Genomic DNA, 17,189 nt, shown 5'->3' with positions numbered 1-17,189 from the left:
CATTTACTGAAGCTAATAACGCCTTTAGAACAGCTATCTCCTTTCGATTTTTCGATTGGTTGACCCTAAATCGTGACCTGTTTGCAGCCTATAAAACCAGTTTGGGCTACATTTGGCTTAATTTTTGTTTAAGTCCCGTTAACAGTGTCAGCTTTAGCCCAGATGGCAAAACCCTTGCTTCTGCATATAGGGACGGTACAGTAATTTTGTGGAATTTTGATTTAGATAATTTGCTGGTGCGGGGGTGTGGCTTGATACACTATTACCTACAAAATAACCCTGATGTCAGCCCAGAAGATAGTCGTTTGTGTGATGATATGAAGCGTTGAGGTGATTTACCTCCTCTACCATGTGCAAAATATGAGTATAATGTTGCTCAAGTACAGCCGGTCGTCTCTCATAACGCCACAGCTTCCCGCAACACTTTATCTCTAATCAACTCATGTAAAGTTTCTACTTCAGTTACATCCACTTTACGTCCTAGCAATTCTTCTAAGGACTGCATCAAAGCAATTTGGTCTAGCAAAGTTCTTTGTGGTTCGAGTTCCACCAGAAAATCTACATCACTATCTAGTCTTGCTTCTCCTCTGGCCACAGAACCAAACACCCGGACATTATACGCTCCGTACAAAGCCGCAATTCTCAAAATTTCTTCCCGATCGGCTTTAAGTATTTCATCAATGCCCATAGCCTAACCCAAAATGATTTCAACAAATCTCTACCTCTAGTTTGGCATTTTCAGGCATCTTCATGCTCTTTGAGTAAACGCTTCTCATACTAACCTGCCTTAATAACAAATTAAAATGAAAACAAGCTTGATACACCACACCCTATACAGTACAACATGAAACCATCAAATTTACGTACCAAACTTCTGACAGAAATTAATCTCATTCCTGAAGAAAAGCTGGAAGAAGTATATAATTTTATCCATTCTTTTCGAGTCGGTGTAGAAGCATCTCAAGGTACACCCGAACAAATTATGCAGTTTGCTGGTTGTTGGAATGATATGTCAGATGAAACATTTTCTGACTTCACTGAAGAAATAAATGCACGTCGCCAGCAGGCTTTTTTGGGAAGAAGAAGTGATGAAAGTAGCTTTGGTTGATACCAACATTTTATCCTTGTTTTTCCGCGATCAACCCCTAGTGATTGAAAACTTTAATGCATATATTAAAGAATATGGCAAAATCAACATCAGCATCATCACCTATTACGAAATAGTTAGCGGATTGAAGCATCGTGATGCACAGAAACAACTAACATCTTTTTTAGAATTTGCTTCAAATAACACAGTTTTGCCTCTAACTACAGACTCTACAACGATTTCTGGTGATATTTATGCTAGTTTAAGAAAGAAGGGGACACCAGTAGACGATATCGATATTCTCATAGCAGGAATTGCTATTGCTAACAATTTGATTCTTGTAACTAATAATCGGAGAGATTTCGAGAAAATCGAAGGCTTAGAAATTGAAGACTGGAGTCAGGCATAAGTAAATCTAATTGACCAATAGCAGCAAGGCTGGTGATTGGTGAAGTATCACTAATAACAATCACAACCTACCTAACTCACGCAAATTCTTCAAATCGAGTTCAAAATCTTCTATTTCATAAGAATACAGAGGAATTTTGCGTTTTTGAAGCAACTGTTGAAACTGTATTTTATCCATGTCTGCCAATTTGCTCGCATATCCAAGGGGAAGTTTTCCCGATGCAAACAGCAATATAGCAATTTCCTGTTTAAATTCGGCTGCTGTCATTCCACGCTTCACGCAAAGTATCATCTGATATGACGACGCTCATTTTTCCCTCTTACTAAAAACTTCAGTGATTAAATAACCTGAGCATTATCGCTGACGAAATTCAGGTTTGTAGGGATTTTATCTGCACGATTATCTCAATAATAACCGGGATGTCAACGCAGAAGATAGACATTTGTGTGACGACATCAAGCCTTGAACTTCATTAGCCGCACCATACCACCATCAATAACTTGTATATTTAACTCATAACTTTCCATTAACGACATTCCAACAAGCGGTTCGGAATCAGCTTCATCAATAGGAATTGTTAAAAGTTGCCCATCCCAAAGTACCGTAGCCTCGTAAATATCAAAAATACTTTCGCTACCATCTGCCAATAAAGCTCGTCCGCGTCTTTTCCAATTAAGCCCTAGCACTGTAATAATATCTGGAGGTAAAGAAAGCCAACCATCAAAACCCGTATCTATAACTGCATCTCGCTCGTAAACCCTTCCATTAGAATCGTGAATATCTACGCGAATAATTGGTTCATAGTGCCCATTAACTCGTCCAATAATCATGCTGTTTTTGCTTTTTGACTACGACTTGCGCCAAATCGACGCACATAACGAGAACCAACTTTTACAATCCAAATCTGTGCATTTGGGTAACGTTTTTCCAGACGAGAACAAGCGGAAATTTCATCATCATCTATTTCCCATGCACCCGTAGCAATATCAATAGCAACTATTTTGCCACCACTATCAGATTGCAACTGGGCAGATTGCAACTGGGGATAAATATCGCGTTGATAAATCTCATCACCCAGTCTGGCAAATTCTTCTTTACTATATTGCGGTTGTCCAAGAGACATAATTTTGCATTACCGTTTTTCTTATCTTAGCCTGAAACCTTTATACTTATGTTATTGGGTCATGCTTTCTGTAAATGTCAACGTAGAAGATAGGCGTTTGTCTGATGACATCAAGCGTTGAGCCTAAAAAATAAAAAAATAGTCAGATATTCCCAAAAGCATCTGGCGATAACGTAGCATAAAAAATAACTCACTTTCCCGGTATTTTTATTAAACACCCATGCCCGCTAAAGATGTTTATCATAATGTTGTGAGAACAGCCCTACAAAAAGATGGTTGGCTAATTACTGACGAGCCATTTAAATTAAAATGTGGGACAAAAGATATATATATAGACTTAGGCGCACAAAAACTTATAGCAGTAGAAAAAGGTCAACAGAAGATAGCAGTTGAAATCAAAAGTTTTCTTAGCCCATCTCCAGTTATAGATTTAGAGAGCGCTTTAGGACAGTTCATCCTTTACTACGATATCTTAAGAAGAACAAGGAAGCGATCGCATTTTGTATCTTGCCATTCCCCAGCGAACTTATACTGAAATTTTTTTTGAACCCATAGGCAAGATTTTATTGAAAAAGAATTGTCTGCGTCTATTAATCTTTGACCAAAAACAAGAGGTAATTGTGCAATGGATACCTTAGAAAAATATCAAAAAAATATCAAATACATTTTGACTGAATATGTCAAAATTCCCTATGGTCAATTAGAAACAAAACTCATCATTGACCGCACAGCTACTAATTACATAGTAATGACTTTGGGATGGCAAGGGGAAGAACGGGTTCATGGTTGTATTATTCATATTGAAATTATTGATGGTAAAATCTGGATTCAGCGTGATGGGACTGAATATGGCATTGCCAATGAACTTGTAGCCGCAGGAATTCCCAAAGATAAAATTGTTTTGGATTTTCATCCAGAGGATGTTAGACAATATACAGAATTTGCGGTGGCGTGATTTTCAAAAATTAGTATATCTCTAAAACCAGCTACTTACTGCCAAGGTACATTTTATGCAGTTTGCAGGTTGTTGGGATGATATGTCAGATGAAACATTTTCCGATTTCAATGAAGAAATAATCACACGTCGCTAAAAAGTAACAATTATGCAGTACCAAATTTTTGTTCTTAATAATTTATTGTAGCCGTCATACACACTACAAAAGCATTACATTATTTCTCAGCGAACTAAAAAAATATTTTACCAACTGCGTAATTGCACGTAAATAAATTCGTATTTTCCTATGAAGGGGTTCAAACAATATAACTGACCTCAACAATATCTCGACATATTCATAGGAGATACATAATCATGAAATCATTGAATTTTACATTGGTAATTATGATGTTAGTAACTGTAGCTTGGCTTCCCAAAGCACAAGCCACTAACTTATCAAAAACCCAAACTAATCAATCCCAATCGCAATTAGTATTAGCACAAGCCAATACCATTTCTGGATGGAAAAACATTTCCTCTAGTACCTGGAAATTTTCTGGTATCTTACCCGTTGAACCAGGTGTCATGACAATGAAATTAGATAATGAATATATACTTATGGAGGCGCAACTAGCAGAAACCGATGAAAGTAAATATGGGATTTTCTACGGACAGTATCGGATGGATATTAGCCAAGTCGAGCCAAACGAATTATTGACTGCATTTGTCAGCGAGTTTCAAGATAAATCTCAAAAAATACTGGAAACTCGCAATATCTCATTAGGTCGTTATCCCGGCAAAGAATACACATATCAAGAAGGGGAAAAAATTACCAAACTTAGAGTATTTTTAGCTGATCAACGCATATATGTACTCTTCGTTGAGAACCCTGCTGTTGGTGACGCTAGTAGATTTTTTAATGCTTTTAAAATTTTGTAGCAGCAAAAGTAATTATTTAGATAATTGTTGTGTTGAATATTTTTCATTCAAACTTGTAGCGCGGGCATATTGCCCGCTTTTTTTAGTAAAAAATATCTCAATATAAAAATCTAAAATGCGTAAATACACCATTATTTGATCGTAAACATAATCAAAGGCATTCAAACAAAGCAAATAGTGGGACTTAAACATTTTTGAGGAATAAATAAGCCTCAAACCCTTGCGGGGTAAGGGAAATACACCAAATGCCCGAAAACGCCTGAAACCCAGATATATTAACAAACCAAGCAAAACAATGTCAAAACCCTTTGAGATATACGTTTGAGGTCATTTTATCGGTGTTTTTTGCCTAAGTCCCAATAGGCGTTTACGATTATGACATCCTCATACATTCGCAGCATCTTTTTCACTACATTAGGTTTTAGCAGTAGCGTTTTACTAAACCTCAATATACCAGGTTTTGCACAAGCAACAATTCCATTACCATCACTTTCAACTACTACAAATCCTTCAAACTCTCTCCTACGAATACAACCTAAAAAGACTAACTTACAATGGGTTTACAGTGTAGCGGAAAGAGTGATTCGTGCTAATGGACTTGATGATCATCCCTGGCGCTTACAAATCACTGATGAATATGATATCAATGCCTACGCAGATGAGTTAAACAAAATCGTAATTTATAAAGGCTTGTTAGACCAAATACACGGCGATGATGCAGCTTTAGCTTTTATTATCAGTCATGAATTAGCCCACCATACACAACGCCATTCCGCACAGCAAGAAGAAGCAGAAGCTAGTTTACAAGAAAAATTACTCCAAGAAGCAGAAGCAGAATATAACATTATGGTTCGCTCTATGGATGGATGGCTATGAGCAATTAAAAAATAATCCTCAACCACTAAAATTAGATTTATCAGAAGATGGAGTATCTTTGCGAATCAACTCCAAATTTGTTTAACGATCGCTATTTGATTTTTCTATTTTCATACCTTCTAGTATAAAACTCCCTTGACAACATGAGTTAAAAAGTGATATTGCTTTTATACCGATTGGTAAATAAATCACTCACTGATAGTGCTGCTGCCTCTTATGTCACTGGGACAAAGCCTGATGTCGAAGGTAGCTACAGCGCTTAAGTATAAATACCATCAAAGCTCATATTTAACTCATTCAAGGGAGTCACTACCATGTCACAGAAACTCACAGGAAAAATCGCACTTATAACAGGTGGTAATAGCGGCCTCGGACTCGCCACAGCAAAGCGGTTTGTTGCAGAGGGGGCCTATGTCTTTATTACAGGTCGTCGTCAAGACGGACTTGATGCTGCGGTGAAAGAGATCGGTGAAAATGTTACTGCTGTTCAGGGCGATGTGTCGAATCTCAGCGATCTAGATCATCTTTACGCCGCGATAAAAGAGCAGAAAGGACGCCTTGATATCCTCTTTGCGAACGCGGGTGGCGGGGAGTTTGTGCCGCTCGAACAAATCACCGAGGCGCACTTCGACAAGTATTTTGGTATCAACGTCAAGGGGACGCTTTTCAGCGTGCAGAAGGCGCTGCCGTTGATGCCTGCTGGTGGGTCGATCGTCATCAACGGGTCGGCGGCATCGAGCAAGGGTATACCAGCTTTCAGCGTTTATGCTGCTACCAAGGCAGCACTGCGATCGTTCGCACGCACGTGGTCAGTCGATCTCAAAGACCGCCAAATCCGAGTCAATGTTGTCAGTCCTGGGACGGTGATTACACCTGGCTACAAAACTGAACTCGGCATGAGCGACGAGCAAATTGAGCAAATTAAGGCGGATACCGCTACTACCACACCTTTGGGTCGCCCAGGTACACCGGACGAAATCGCCAAAGCAGTCTCTTTCCTTGCATCTGACGAGAGCAGCTATATCACTGGCATCGAATTGTTCGTCGATGGCGGCACAGCACAAATCTAATCGTTTTTGGTCAGGACGACTCGATAAAGCCAACTAAGCAATTTTAGGCAATTTGAGTTACTTGCTGATTCACACGGGGACGACCAAAGCGTTCCCAAGCACTCCCTCCTCGCAGAAATAGCTCTAGGAAGCGCAATGGTTCTCCGGAATCGCCTCTTGACCAACCAGAACTACCAGGAGCAAAAGCCAAAGTTCCTTCAGATACTTTGAAACTACCATCAGAATACACTGCATCACTGACCACATCTCCAATCCGGATCACGATCTTGCTTTGAGGCTCTAAATTAAGTGTATGGGCCCCGATAGTTGTTTTGATGTTGCCGTAGCCATCAATCCAGGCAATTCGATCTGGTGGAACATCTGGAATTTGCTCACTCTTAAGGCTATCTCCCAGAATGCTAAAATCTTCATTCACAATGGCAGCCGCAGCCGGAGGAAATACATCCCGTGAGCGAAACTGCGATCCACCACGAGAAACGTTGATCGTTCGCAACTCCTTTGTATAGTCTTTGATAAAGGAGAGGGTGTAGCCTGCATTCACACCCACTACTTTTACACCATTAGATAAAAGAGCATAAGTTAGTCCTTCACCTTCATTGTCTCGACGAGCTTCAGGATCATCCTGACGAGGCGCACAGTTGTGATAAATTAGGCGATCGCTAGGGCCTGGGTTAAGTCCCAGTTGGGCAATCCAGAATCCCGTTGCTAAGGTACTGAATGCTGGAACCGAAAGCAAATGAATTTGGGCATGGGGAAAAGCCATCAGCAGACGTTGTGTAACTTCTGTAAATGCCGGATCTCCTGTACCGTAGTCTGCAATGACGCAGATAAACATTCTGTTCCTCCTTTTGATGAGTAGTAATTTGCAATCAACCTAATTCATAATTAGTCATTATGAATTATTCCGTCATTATGTGATTACAGAATGAAATGAAAAAATGAGTGTTGATTTCACTCTTAATTAATAACGTTAAAGTCTTAATCAATGCAATGAAAACAATCACCTCACTTTTTAGCGAAGAACGCAACCAACTCCAGACAGATATTGATAATACAATCGGCATTGAGCAAATAGTTAAACTGGTTCAAAACCGACTCGATAACCTCGAAAGAATTTATATTGAAAAGCTTAATTTGGCTCAAGTTCGTCTGGCTTCCTTTTTCCTGGATACACTGCGGCAGTCTATCGCCACTCTGGCAGCGGCTAATTATCTTCAAGTTGCTCCAACAGAGCAAAAACAAATTACTAACCCGCAGACAAAGTTTTTTTCTACCAGATTAATCCTGAAACTACTACAGGGGCTAGTTTATATCGGCATCTTAGGCTCGTTGTTTTCTTTAACTAAAACTACCCCAGGTGCTTGGATGGCTATCTTATTAACTTCTCTACTTATAGGACTAGAAATTGTACTTCAACTCGAATTAAATAACCAGCAAAATAATTCTATATCTGAAGGGCTATTGGAATTACCTCAACCGATTCTCCGAGTTGATAGCAAAGTATTTCTAGATTGCCTTAGCGATGCTCTCAACACTATCGACCTAGCAGTAGCTAGAGTAGAAGAATCAAATAAACATGAAGGCGACCTAGCAATAGAAGAATTGCCAGAGCTATTAAATTTTCTGCAAAGGCTGATGGGCGCATCAAAACTTGATAAACCCCAAATGGCTCATGAACTGGCGAAACTTCTGCCACAAATTTTAATGTCTCAGGGAATTAACACTCAAATTTACCGACCAAATGACCCGCACAGCGATCGCGAGTATTTTGACTTTGAGCCAAGTATCGATCCCGATACCAAAGATCACGTCACTCTAACTCCGGCTTTGTTGAAAGGCGATCGCTTGATTAGACGCGGTAGGGTAATTGAGCCAGCATATTCCTCTGCTAGAGAATAATAGACAATAAGGGTATGGAAATTTTAGAAACAATCGGTTTTGATTTGGGACACGGTGAAACGGCTGTAGCTAAAGCTGTAGTAGAAAGCATCGAACCTCCCCAAATGTTGGAGATTAATAACAAGAAGAACCAAATTACAGCCCTTGGCTGGCATCCCAAACTCGGTTATCTTGTCGGCGAACAAGCATTAATTCAAGCTGGCGTTACCCAACTGACAATCTCTTTCAAGCAAAAACCCAACAACGATCCCAAATATAGGGAAACAATTAGCACTTTTGTGGCAACCTACTACCGCCTTTTGAAAGAAAGCAAACAAGTTGAGGGCCAAGAAGGTAGCTATTTTTACATTGGTTGCCCTTCTGGATGGTCAGCTAGCGATCGCACCGAATACCAAAAGCTACTTCAAGAAGCCGGGATTCCCCAACTAAATGTTGTACCCGAATCGCGGGCTGCTTTCATGCAAGCCAAGGAAGCCGGGAAGCTGGAGTATGACAAACTTCTGGCATCGGTGCTAATTGTCGATATTGGTTCTTCAACCACAGATTTTACTCTGGTTAAGAGCTTAGAAGAGATCCCGATAGATTTCGGGAGTAATATTTTGGGTGCATCCCTAATTGACAAAGCTATTTTCGCCTGGACTCTCGCTAACCACGAACAAAAAGCATTACTCGAAAAAGTATTTAAGGAATATCCCCATCACCAAGCTCGTTGTGAGCTTGCTTGCCGCAAAGCTAAAGAAGATTACTTTTCTAATGAGCAGCTATACAGTGATTCTGAATCCTTTGCGCGTGGCTTCGAGTCAATCAACGAACAGATTTATTTTATTCCCCAAGTCAATAAATTACTGATAGAGGAAATTTTAAACCAGCCTTTATCGGAACTGGGGGATCATAGTTGGATTAAATCATTTCGTGACTCTTTAAAGGAAGCAAAAGAAAAGCTAGGAAAACTTGGAATTGTGCCGAAACTTGTGTTAATGACTGGCGGTGCATCTCGCATGAAGTTTACCCACGTTCTTTGTCAGGAAATGTTTCCCGAACCAGAAACGCTGCTTCGCCCCGATCCGGAGCCGGAACGGTGCATTGCAATGGGTTTAGCACGAGTAGGACGATGGGATCTGCGTGCTGCTGCTTTTAAACAAGAAGTCAACAAACTATTTACCTCGAACAAGCTTAAAAGTTTGATTGAAAGGCATATCCCGGAGTTAATCGAATCATTAACTAAACCTTTGGCGGATGGCTTGATTGTCAATGCAGTTAAACCAGCTTTAAAAGATTGGCAAAAAAATAAAATACGGACTTTAGCCGATTTGGAAACAGCTTTGATCGGTCGAGCAGAACAGTGGCTCAAAAGCGATCGCGCCGTGCAGATAATTAATCATCAATGCGCTTCTTGGTTTAGCAATAAAATACAACCCGATTTAGCCGCACAAACCGATCCAATATGTCGAAAATTTCAGATACCTAGAAGCAGTTTAAGGTTCGAGGATAGCATTGATCCAAATTTTGTTAACCCAGAGCTACGAATTGGAGATGCTATCCTGGCTGAGACAGTGGCGTTTATCGTCAATGTAGTAATTGGTGGAGGCGCTGTGGCTAGCATCATTACTCTAATACTAACTGGACATTTAACCTGGCCGATTGCACTAGTATATGGCGCTTCAGTGATGGCGGCAGGAATGGAGCTAAATCGCAAGAGTGTTCAAGAAGTAATTAAGACAAATGTGGATGTACCTAGTTGGATGCGTTCTAGCTTTTTGAATGACAGAAAAATTGAGGATATATGTGCTCAAATAAAGCCTGAGTTAGAGAAAGTTATTCAAGAACAATTGACAGCAGATCAAGAGGCTTTTGACAAACTGATTAGTAAAGTTGAGCAAGAGCTTCAAACAAGCCTTTCTACCAAGGTTCAATCTTGCATAATTCTGATCCAATAGTAGTAGTTAGTGAGCCACAACAACATTATTCTAGATTTTATGCTTACCAGTGAATTCAATATGTAAACTGCTCAAAAGTCAATGGTTAAAATAATAGTTTTCTTTCTGAGCATTGGGCTGATTATCGCAGGGATTTTATTCAATCCAATTTTAGTGAAAAGGCGAAGGAATCGGCTCAAACACCGTCCTTTTCCAGCACTTTGGAGTGCCATTGTTGAGAATAATTTTCCCATTTATCCCTGTCTTTCTCCCGATGAAATCAGACGACTTCAGGGACATATTCAAGTGTTCTTAGCAGAAAAGCAATTTATTGGCTGTAGAGGATTACAGGTAACAGAGGAAATGAAACTGACTCTTGCTGCTGTCGCCTGTTTACTTCTATTAAATGAACGTGGGCAGTACTTCCCCAGACTTCGTTCAATTCTGGTGTATCCCAACGCTTATTTTGTTCAGGAAACAACTTCTGTCGGAAAATATGTTGTTGAGGAAAGGCGTGTAGCAAGACTAGGTGAATCGTGGACAAATGACCAAGTAGTACTGTCTTGGGAACAAGTGAAACAAGACATTAATAACTGGAGGGATGGACATAACGTTGTGCTTCATGAATTTGCCCATCAGTTAGATCAAGAAGATGGTAAAGCTGAAGGAGTTCCGATACTGCAACGCAATTCAGACTACGCTATTTGGGCAAAGGTGATGACACAAGCATATCAGCAACTTTGTAATGATGTTCTACAAGGTGTAAATACGGTAATGGATAGCTATGGCGCAACGAATCCCGCAGAATTTTTCGCCGTAGCGACTGAGACATTCTTTGAGAAACCGCAGCAATTGTTATCCGAATATCCGGCACTTTATGAGCAACTACAACGTTACTATCAATTAGATCCTGTGCAATGGGTATGAACCAATTAAAATAAAAAGTAAAAGATAATCTCCATAAATACAGTAAATTTCAAGTTAGTGAGGTACAGTCCTACTGTAATTTTCAACTAGGAGGTTTTCATTGCTAGAATCTTCAAAGCTACTGCTTCAGGGACGGGCATCACTGATAATCGATTTCCTTGTCTCAGCAACATCAACTCTTCGGCGCTAAACTCTTCTTTGAGTATTGATAGCAAGATGGGGTTAGAAAAAGTTTCAACAAATTCCACTACAACTGTTTGCCAGCGAGGGGATTCAGGACTTGATTTCGGGTCGTAGTATTTACTTTCTGGTTCAAACTGGGTTGGGTCAGCAATATCTTTTTTCACTACACGCATTAACCCAGCAATATTGGGAGGATTAGTGCTGGAGTGATAGAAAAAAGCTAAGTCTCCTTCATCCATAAGGCGCAAAAAGTTGCGAGCCTGATAATTACGAATGCCGTCCCAGATAGTCTCCTTCTGCTGTTGAAGGTCAGCAATGCTATAGGCTTCTGGTTCTGATTTCATTAGCCAATAATTCATCTACAGAAATTATGTATATACCAGGGCGATCGCATCATATCAATAAAAACAGTTCGTTCTCATTAAAGTATGCGCCAATTTCACTATCTTCTCTCGCTCAATGATTATTGTTATTTTTTGGGAAATGACTGGATTTTTCTAGTTGTTTATTTTTTTACTGGCATAGGCGCTGAAATAATCTTTAACTTTTCATCCCCCACCCCAGCATTGAAAGTTTGGGAATTTAATGGTAATCTGTATTTTATAGTAAAGTCTCTAGGTTAGAATACCCAGCGCCTGTTTATCAACTTTTATTTTTTATTTGTGAGTTGCGGATATAAATAAAAGTACCATTAAAAAGATTGCAGTTTACACCCTTGGTTGTTATGCCAGCAAAATTTTACATTCAGACAGAGTGGGCAACTGGTTTTCTTCACTAAAAGTAGGCAGAAGTCCTACACAAGTTGCATATCTGGAAGAAAAGGAAATGGCTGGTCAATAATTATCGGCTATTTAGATATTTAGAAAAAATCCATCAGTATCAAAGTTGCGTATATCTTTGATATGCAGACTTAAGAAAAGGGAGTTACAGTATTGCTCTCATTAGTAAATAGTGTTCTGGAATTAAGAACTATAAAACGAAGAACTGATCGGGATTTTTTCTTTTTAGGCTCATACTGGTTGAATGTCTCATTCGACTGGTAGTCTTTCAGATATTATCTAGTTTTATTTCAATCTTTCAAAACTATCAGGAGTAAATATGCAAGCAGCGAATGTAACTTTGGGAATTTCCAACCTCAACACAATGAATACTCAGGATTATATTGAACTAGAACAGCAATATGGTGCTGATAATTATCATCCTTTAGATGTAGTAATCACTAAAGGACAAGGAGTGTGGATATGGGACATAGAAGGTAAAAAATATCTAGATTTTCTTTCGGCTTACTCAGCATTAAATCAGGGTCATTGTCATCCCAAAATTCTCGAAGCAATGATAAAGCAAGCCGAGATGATTACACTAACTTCCAGGGCTTTTCGCAATGACCAATTAGGAAGATTTTATGAGAAGCTTTCTGAGATTTCTGGTTTACCTAAAGTGCTACCTATGAATTCAGGAGCCGAAGCTGTGGAAACGGCTATCAAAGCCATTCGTAAATGGGCTTATAAAGTAAAAGGTGTACCAGAAAATCAAGCAGAAATTATTGTTTGTAGTAATAATTTTTCTGGACGCACTATTAGTTTAATCAGTTTTTCTACAGAAGAACAATATCAAGATGGATTTGGGCCTTTAACGAATGGGTTTAAAGTTATCCCTTTTGGTGATGCTGAAGCATTAGAAAAAGCGATTACTCCCAACACTGCTGCATTCTTGGTAGAACCAATTCAGGGTGAGGGAGGTATTATTGTTCCTCCTAATGGGTTTTTAAAGCAAGCCGAACAAATATGTCGCCATTATAATGTATTACTGGTTTTTGATGAAATTCAAACTGGCTTGGGAAGAACAGGTAAAATGTTTGCCCATCAATATGAAAATGTTAAGCCAGATGGCATAACTGTAGGAAAAGCTTTATCTGGTGGATTTTATCCAATTTCTGCGTTTATTTCTACTGACGAAGTGATGGGTGTATTTCAACCAGGAGATCATGGTAGTACCTTTGGCGGAAATCCATTAGCTGCTGCTATTGGCATTGCAGCACTTGATGTAATTATAGAAGAAGAGTTGCCAGAGAAAGCCTTACAACTGGGAGAATATTTTCTAAGGAAATTACAATCAATTGAAAGTTCATATATTAAGGAAGTGCGTGGTAAAGGCTTATTACTTGGGATGGAATTGCACCCCGAAGCTGGTGGTGCTAGACGTTTTTGTAAAGTCTTAGCTAAAGAGGGATTATTAGCCAAAGAAACTAGAGATAATGTCATTCGTTTTGCTCCTCCCTTGATTATTTCCCAAGATGAAATAGATTGGGCATTGGAGAAAATTGAGCGAGTTTTGACAACCACTTGTTAGTTTGGCGTAAATTGACTTATGCGGGGTGACTTGTAGTGTTTGAAAAGTCATTAGTAGCAAAATTTAACAGTTCTTCTATCCAACTCATGAGTATCTGGGAATTGCATGTCAAGTTAAATAAAAGACAGCAATCTGATCCTGGTTTGTCCTGGTGCGACCACTGCGAAGCACCTAGTACCGCTGCGCGAAATTCAAAATTCAAAATGAATACAGTGTAAGCGTTTCATTGATTTTGAATGGTCTATTTATTTCTGCTGTGTTGTACTAGTACATTGGCAAAATTTGCCTTCTAGTCGCTGTGCAGATCGGATAATTTTTGTTTTCGATAAAAAGGACAATCTACTATGAATCGTGAAGAACTTTTGCAACAGACCGTTCAACCAATTGACATTAAAGCTTTCGATGTTGTTGGCTTGGTGGAAGCTATGGGTAAGACGGCTTTCCAAGGTCGAAATTTGGGGCGGGCAGCAAAAATTTATGATGCAATGCTGCAAGATAAAGAATGTACGATTATTCTGTGTTTAGCTGGGTCTTTGTTTAGTGCTGGACTCAAGAGAATAGTCCACGATTTAATTACTCACAATATGGTAGATGCGATCGTGTCTACTGGCGCTAACATCGTTGATCAAGATTTCTTTGAAGCGTTGGGTTATCGTCATTATGTCGGCGACCCCTTTGCTGATGATGAGGTGTTAAGACAGCAACGGATAGACCGCATATATGACACCTACATTGATGAAGATCAACTGCGGGTGTGTGACATGACGCTCGCCCAAATCGCCGAGAATTTAGAGAAGCGTCCCTATTCTTCACGGGAATTTATTGAGCAGATGGCGGTTTATTTAGAACGTCGGGGTAATTATGGTCAATCTGTAGTGCAAGCCGCTTATCAACACCAAGTACCAATTTTTGTCCCCGCTTTTAGTGACTGTTCTGCTGGGTTTGGCTTAGTGCATCACCAATGGAATTCTCCAGAATCTCATTTAACCATTGACTCGGTGCGAGACTTCCGGGAGTTGACGCAGTGCAAACTGGCTTCCAACTACACTGGATTGGTAATGATTGGTGGTGGTGTACCAAAAAACTTCGCCCAGGATACGGTAGTAGCTGCGGAAATGCTGGGATTTGAGACGAGTATGCACAAGTATACAATTCAAGTCACCGTCGCCGATGAGCGCGATGGTGCTTTATCTGGTTCTACTCTCAAAGAGGCTCATTCTTGGGGGAAAGTAGATAAAGCTACTGAACAGATGGTATTTTCTGAGGCGACTGTGGCATTCCCGTTAATTGCGGGGTATGCATATCATAAGGGTAACTGGCGCGATCGCCAACCGCATCGTTTAGCTGGGTTATTCACTAAACCTCAATCCAAGGTAGCGACTGTGTAGCAATTGTAGGGGGCAGACTCGCCCCCTTTTTTGCCACTATCAATTGTCAATTACAGCTATTTTCAGGTAAATAGACCACGCGGTAGGGGCGCAAGGCCTTGCGCCTCTACAACAGATGTGGTTCAAATACATGAAAACTGCTGTAATTGCGACTTGAGTGTAACAAATCTATTGTGCGATCGCGGGGTTTTATTTGCTGAGTGATATTGGACTTATAAGCAGGTACGTTGAAACATTCTTGCCAAGCCAAAAGGGAGTCCCCAGTGGAGGCTGGGGTCAAAACTCCCATGAAACCGTCCCCTGTACCGTAAACGGATCGGCAGGAAAAACACTTAGTATGTAACCAGCAGATTCAAAATAGTTGACATCAAACAGATTCTTGAAATTAATCGCTGCTCGGAATCCGTCTCGTTTATAGAAGATGGCAGCATCGGTGCGGAGATAGCTGGGTAATTTAAAGGTATTCTCTAGATCCCCTTGTCTGTCGCCGACAAAAAACAATCCTCCACCAACGCCAAATCCCTTCATCCCACCTGATTGAATTTCGTAGGAAGTCCAGATGTTAAAGCTATGTTTGGGGACATTATTCAGCAAGTTACCAACCGCATAAGTATTGTCTCTGGTAATTTCTGCATCCGTGTAAGCATAACCTGCGATGATGTTCCATCCTGGTAAAATTTCCCCGGCTATGCTGAATTCAACTCCCTTGCTGCGTTGCTCGCCTGTTAGAATAGAGAAGCCTGTATTCACAGGATCGTCCGTCAAGACATTGGAGCGTGTCAGGTCGTAGAAGGCAAGGGTCGCAGAAAGTCGATTGCTGATATCTCCTTTGATGCCAACTTCATAGGAAGTGCCGCGTTCCGGTTGAAATGTACTGTTATCAAAGCCTCTTCCAGTGTTTGGTGTGAAAGAACGACTGTAGTTAGCATACAGCGAAATTGCTCTTATCGGCTGATAGACAATGCCGACACGCGGACTGAATGCATCATCAGATTGCGTTTGTTCTGTATTAGCAAGACGATCTTCTGAGGTCTGGTTGACGGTATCAAACCGTCCGCCAAATAGCAGTTTCAGATTATCAGTCAGTGTCACCTGATCTTGAACATAAACACCGAGTGCGTCTGTTGTGTCGAGACTATTGGAAAAGCTAACATCACCAAATGGCTGACTACCGTATACAGGGTTGAACAGGTCAAGGGAAGCAATTTGGCGTCTATTGAAGGGACCACCATAGGTTTGCCTGGTGAGATTAAAACCTGCGACTAGTTGATGCCCAATGCTACCAGTGGCAAACTTACCCACCACATAAGTATCAAGATTATAGTATCTTAGGTCATCAAAACCGTTGGCGTAGTATCTAGCTAGAGTACGCTTATCGTCCTCTAAAGCGCTGGCATTGACCCAATTATTATATCGTTGAACTGCGGAATATCCAAAAGCGTTACAGCGTTACGTAGCTGCCAGTTTTCACTAAAGCGATGTTCGAGATCGTATCCAATGCGAAAGGCACTTGCATCGGTTGTACTATATGGCTCCGATATGTTGCGATCGCGCGGTATTTTGCCATTTGGATTGGGTAGAACACTCCCTTCTGCGGGGATACCAACCTGACCAAACTTTTTGGGTCGAACCTGATATTCGCCAGAAAAAGTAATTTTGGTGCGATCGCTAATTTGCCAGGAAACAACAGGTGCTACAAAGTATTTTTGTTCATCATAGAAATCAACGAAACTTTCTATCGTCTGACCCGCCAGGTTAAGACGATATAACACCGTTTTGCTAGGATTAAGTGGACCACTCAAGTCTATTGCACCGCGATAGAAGTTGAAGCTGCCAGCAGAGGCTGACACCGCATAGTAAGGGTCGCTTAGGGGTTGTTTAGTGATATAATTTACTACCCCTCCCAAGGAACCCTGACCGTAGAGAACAGAGGCGGGTCCTTTAAGCACTTCAACCCGTTCGATACCAGCCGTATCAAAACCCTGAAATATATAACTAGTGGTCTGTCCCATTAATTTTGATGGGTTGGATAAATCTTTGAAAGCTTAACTCTTGCATCCTCTGTACGAAAACGCCAATCTACACAAAC

The 17,189-nt window shown here is 40.4% G+C and carries 22 protein-coding genes and 1 pseudogene; 14 read left to right on the top strand and 9 right to left on the bottom strand.

Annotation, left to right across the window (positions count from 1 at the left end; all coding sequences use genetic code 11):
- Positions 1 to 329, top strand: a 329-nt coding sequence (locus V7K56_RS05665) for a WD40 repeat domain-containing protein (RefSeq protein ID WP_334908427.1), incomplete at its 5' end; no start/stop codon positions are given.
- Between the two features lie 68 nt (positions 330 to 397).
- On the opposite strand, the gene V7K56_RS05660 is transcribed toward V7K56_RS05665, so the two are convergent.
- Positions 398 to 688 carry a nucleotidyltransferase family protein gene (locus V7K56_RS05660; RefSeq protein WP_334908425.1) on the bottom strand — a complete coding sequence of 97 codons (291 nt, stop codon included), beginning with the start codon at positions 686 to 688 and terminating at the stop codon, positions 398 to 400.
- A gap of 156 nt (positions 689 to 844) precedes the next feature.
- On the opposite strand from V7K56_RS05660, the gene V7K56_RS05655 reads away from it, so the two are divergent.
- Both V7K56_RS05655 and V7K56_RS05650 read left to right on the top strand, forming a co-directional pair.
- Positions 845 to 1,108, top strand: a complete 264-nt coding sequence (locus tag V7K56_RS05655) for a hypothetical protein (RefSeq protein WP_334908423.1) — start codon at positions 845 to 847, stop codon at positions 1,106 to 1,108.
- Positions 1,089 to 1,496: a type II toxin-antitoxin system VapC family toxin gene (locus tag V7K56_RS05650; protein ID WP_334908421.1), complete on the top strand. Its 408-nt coding sequence runs from the start codon at positions 1,089 to 1,091 to the stop codon at positions 1,494 to 1,496. Before V7K56_RS05655 ends, V7K56_RS05650 begins: the two co-directional genes overlap by 20 nt.
- Positions 1,497 to 1,556: 60 nt before the next feature.
- Here the strand turns inward: V7K56_RS05650 and V7K56_RS05645 are convergent, their stop codons facing one another.
- From V7K56_RS05645 to V7K56_RS05635, 3 genes are all read right to left on the bottom strand, one after another.
- Positions 1,557 to 1,763, bottom strand: a complete 207-nt coding sequence (locus V7K56_RS05645; RefSeq protein ID WP_334908419.1) for a UPF0175 family protein — start codon at positions 1,761 to 1,763, stop codon at positions 1,557 to 1,559.
- A gap of 188 nt (positions 1,764 to 1,951) precedes the next feature.
- Entirely contained in the window at positions 1,952 to 2,326 is a 375-nt protein-coding gene (locus tag V7K56_RS05640; protein ID WP_334908417.1) for a clan AA aspartic protease, read from the bottom strand.
- Positions 2,323 to 2,619, bottom strand: a complete 297-nt coding sequence (locus tag V7K56_RS05635; protein WP_334908415.1) for a hypothetical protein — start codon at positions 2,617 to 2,619, stop codon at positions 2,323 to 2,325. Before V7K56_RS05635 ends, V7K56_RS05640 begins: the two co-directional genes overlap by 4 nt.
- A 220-nt stretch (positions 2,620 to 2,839) precedes the next feature.
- On the opposite strand from V7K56_RS05635, the gene V7K56_RS05630 reads away from it, so the two are divergent.
- From V7K56_RS05630 to V7K56_RS05605, 6 genes are all read left to right on the top strand, one after another.
- Positions 2,840 to 3,154 carry an element excision factor XisH family protein gene (locus V7K56_RS05630; RefSeq protein ID WP_334908413.1) on the top strand — a complete coding sequence of 105 codons (315 nt, stop codon included), beginning with the start codon at positions 2,840 to 2,842 and terminating at the stop codon, positions 3,152 to 3,154.
- Entirely contained in the window at positions 3,120 to 3,257 is a 138-nt protein-coding gene (locus V7K56_RS05625; RefSeq protein ID WP_334908410.1) for an element excision factor XisH family protein, read from the top strand. Before V7K56_RS05630 ends, V7K56_RS05625 begins: the two co-directional genes overlap by 35 nt.
- Complete coding sequence (locus V7K56_RS05620) at positions 3,245 to 3,574, top strand: XisI protein (protein WP_334908408.1); 330 nt, start codon at positions 3,245 to 3,247, stop codon at positions 3,572 to 3,574. Before V7K56_RS05625 ends, V7K56_RS05620 begins: the two co-directional genes overlap by 13 nt.
- A gap of 354 nt (positions 3,575 to 3,928) precedes the next feature.
- On the top strand, positions 3,929 to 4,492 hold the full coding sequence (locus V7K56_RS05615; RefSeq protein ID WP_334908406.1) for a hypothetical protein: 564 nt from the start codon (positions 3,929 to 3,931) through the stop codon (positions 4,490 to 4,492).
- 375 nt (positions 4,493 to 4,867) lie between these two features.
- Entirely contained in the window at positions 4,868 to 5,368 is a 501-nt protein-coding gene (locus tag V7K56_RS05610; protein ID WP_334908404.1) for a M48 family metalloprotease, read from the top strand.
- 314 nt (positions 5,369 to 5,682) lie between these two features.
- A complete protein-coding gene (locus V7K56_RS05605) occupies positions 5,683 to 6,438 on the top strand; it encodes a glucose 1-dehydrogenase (protein ID WP_334908402.1) in 756 nt (251 codons plus the stop codon).
- Between the two features lie 43 nt (positions 6,439 to 6,481).
- Here V7K56_RS05605 and V7K56_RS05600 read toward each other — a convergent pair whose 3' ends face one another.
- The gene (locus tag V7K56_RS05600; protein ID WP_334908400.1) at positions 6,482 to 7,273 is read right to left on the bottom strand and encodes an SAM hydrolase/SAM-dependent halogenase family protein; all 792 of its coding nucleotides are present in this window, start codon (positions 7,271 to 7,273) and stop codon (positions 6,482 to 6,484) included.
- 155 nt (positions 7,274 to 7,428) lie between these two features.
- Here V7K56_RS05600 and V7K56_RS05595 point away from each other — a divergent pair, with 155 nt between their 5' ends.
- The 3 genes from V7K56_RS05595 to V7K56_RS05585 all read left to right on the top strand — a co-directional run bounded on the left by V7K56_RS05595 (position 7,429) and on the right by V7K56_RS05585 (position 11,180).
- The gene (locus tag V7K56_RS05595; protein WP_334908398.1) at positions 7,429 to 8,337 is read left to right on the top strand and encodes a hypothetical protein; all 909 of its coding nucleotides are present in this window, start codon (positions 7,429 to 7,431) and stop codon (positions 8,335 to 8,337) included.
- Between the two features lie 14 nt (positions 8,338 to 8,351).
- Entirely contained in the window at positions 8,352 to 10,274 is a 1,923-nt protein-coding gene (locus V7K56_RS05590) for an Hsp70 family protein (RefSeq protein ID WP_334908396.1), read from the top strand.
- Positions 10,275 to 10,355: 81 nt separating this feature from the next.
- Positions 10,356 to 11,180 carry a zinc-dependent peptidase gene (locus V7K56_RS05585; RefSeq protein WP_334908394.1) on the top strand — a complete coding sequence of 275 codons (825 nt, stop codon included), beginning with the start codon at positions 10,356 to 10,358 and terminating at the stop codon, positions 11,178 to 11,180.
- An 86-nt stretch (positions 11,181 to 11,266) separates the two neighbouring features.
- On the opposite strand, the gene V7K56_RS05580 is transcribed toward V7K56_RS05585, so the two are convergent.
- Positions 11,267 to 11,722 carry an EVE domain-containing protein gene (locus V7K56_RS05580; protein WP_334908392.1) on the bottom strand — a complete coding sequence of 152 codons (456 nt, stop codon included), beginning with the start codon at positions 11,720 to 11,722 and terminating at the stop codon, positions 11,267 to 11,269.
- Between the two features lie 739 nt (positions 11,723 to 12,461).
- Here V7K56_RS05580 and rocD point away from each other — a divergent pair.
- On the top strand, positions 12,462 to 13,712 hold the full coding sequence (gene rocD / locus V7K56_RS05575; protein WP_334908390.1) for an ornithine--oxo-acid transaminase: 1,251 nt from the start codon (positions 12,462 to 12,464) through the stop codon (positions 13,710 to 13,712).
- 344 nt (positions 13,713 to 14,056) lie between these two features.
- Positions 14,057 to 15,100: a 1,9-bis(guanidino)-5-aza-nonane synthase gene (locus tag V7K56_RS05570; RefSeq protein WP_334908388.1), complete on the top strand. Its 1,044-nt coding sequence runs from the start codon at positions 14,057 to 14,059 to the stop codon at positions 15,098 to 15,100.
- 106 nt (positions 15,101 to 15,206) lie between these two features.
- On the opposite strand, the gene V7K56_RS05565 is transcribed toward V7K56_RS05570, so the two are convergent.
- The 3 genes and pseudogenes from V7K56_RS05565 to V7K56_RS05555 all read right to left on the bottom strand — a co-directional run bounded on the left by V7K56_RS05565 (position 15,207) and on the right by V7K56_RS05555 (position 17,112).
- Positions 15,207 to 15,389, bottom strand: a complete 183-nt coding sequence (locus V7K56_RS05565) for a hypothetical protein (RefSeq protein ID WP_334908387.1) — start codon at positions 15,387 to 15,389, stop codon at positions 15,207 to 15,209.
- Positions 15,377 to 16,480: pseudogene (locus V7K56_RS05560) on the bottom strand (TonB-dependent siderophore receptor); the annotation flags it as partial. The gene V7K56_RS05565 and the pseudogene V7K56_RS05560, both read right to left, overlap by 13 nt.
- Before the next feature lie 2 nt (positions 16,481 to 16,482).
- On the bottom strand, positions 16,483 to 17,112 hold the full coding sequence (locus V7K56_RS05555; protein WP_334908385.1) for a TonB-dependent siderophore receptor: 630 nt from the start codon (positions 17,110 to 17,112) through the stop codon (positions 16,483 to 16,485).
- Positions 17,113 to 17,189 lie beyond the last annotated feature (77 nt).

The sequence above is a fragment of the Nostoc sp. genome (assembly GCF_036917535.1).
Taxonomy (GTDB): Bacteria; Cyanobacteriota; Cyanobacteriia; order Cyanobacteriales; family Nostocaceae; genus Nostoc.
The sequence above is the reverse complement of the archived record's forward strand: the minus strand, read 5'-3'. Positions and strand labels throughout refer to the sequence as shown.

Bases quoted from the DNA above. Each gene is read 5' to 3' on its own strand.
- V7K56_RS05635 (WP_334908415.1), bottom strand. From the start codon at position 2,619: ATGTCTCTTGGACAACCGCAATATAGTAAAGAAGAATTTGCCAGACTG.
- V7K56_RS05565 (WP_334908387.1), bottom strand. From the start codon at position 15,389: ATGGGAGTTTTGACCCCAGCCTCCACTGGGGACTCCCTTTTGGCTTGG.
- V7K56_RS05590 (WP_334908396.1), top strand. From the start codon at position 8,352: ATGGAAATTTTAGAAACAATCGGTTTTGATTTGGGACACGGTGAAACG.
- V7K56_RS05605 (WP_334908402.1), top strand. From the start codon at position 5,683: ATGTCACAGAAACTCACAGGAAAAATCGCACTTATAACAGGTGGTAAT.
- V7K56_RS05650 (WP_334908421.1), top strand. From the start codon at position 1,089: ATGAAAGTAGCTTTGGTTGATACCAACATTTTATCCTTGTTTTTCCGC.
- V7K56_RS05570 (WP_334908388.1), top strand. From the start codon at position 14,057: ATGAATCGTGAAGAACTTTTGCAACAGACCGTTCAACCAATTGACATT.
- V7K56_RS05645 (WP_334908419.1), bottom strand. From the start codon at position 1,763: ATGACAGCAGCCGAATTTAAACAGGAAATTGCTATATTGCTGTTTGCA.
- V7K56_RS05610 (WP_334908404.1), top strand. From the start codon at position 4,868: ATGACATCCTCATACATTCGCAGCATCTTTTTCACTACATTAGGTTTT.
- V7K56_RS05580 (WP_334908392.1), bottom strand. From the start codon at position 11,722: ATGAATTATTGGCTAATGAAATCAGAACCAGAAGCCTATAGCATTGCT.
- V7K56_RS05620 (WP_334908408.1), top strand. From the start codon at position 3,245: ATGGATACCTTAGAAAAATATCAAAAAAATATCAAATACATTTTGACT.
- V7K56_RS05630 (WP_334908413.1), top strand. From the start codon at position 2,840: ATGCCCGCTAAAGATGTTTATCATAATGTTGTGAGAACAGCCCTACAA.
- V7K56_RS05655 (WP_334908423.1), top strand. From the start codon at position 845: ATGAAACCATCAAATTTACGTACCAAACTTCTGACAGAAATTAATCTC.
- V7K56_RS05585 (WP_334908394.1), top strand. From the start codon at position 10,356: ATGGTTAAAATAATAGTTTTCTTTCTGAGCATTGGGCTGATTATCGCA.
- V7K56_RS05555 (WP_334908385.1), bottom strand. From the start codon at position 17,112: ATGGGACAGACCACTAGTTATATATTTCAGGGTTTTGATACGGCTGGT.
- V7K56_RS05595 (WP_334908398.1), top strand. From the start codon at position 7,429: ATGAAAACAATCACCTCACTTTTTAGCGAAGAACGCAACCAACTCCAG.
- V7K56_RS05640 (WP_334908417.1), bottom strand. From the start codon at position 2,326: ATGATTATTGGACGAGTTAATGGGCACTATGAACCAATTATTCGCGTA.
- V7K56_RS05660 (WP_334908425.1), bottom strand. From the start codon at position 688: ATGGGCATTGATGAAATACTTAAAGCCGATCGGGAAGAAATTTTGAGA.
- V7K56_RS05600 (WP_334908400.1), bottom strand. From the start codon at position 7,273: ATGTTTATCTGCGTCATTGCAGACTACGGTACAGGAGATCCGGCATTT.
- V7K56_RS05615 (WP_334908406.1), top strand. From the start codon at position 3,929: ATGAAATCATTGAATTTTACATTGGTAATTATGATGTTAGTAACTGTA.
- rocD (WP_334908390.1), top strand. From the start codon at position 12,462: ATGCAAGCAGCGAATGTAACTTTGGGAATTTCCAACCTCAACACAATG.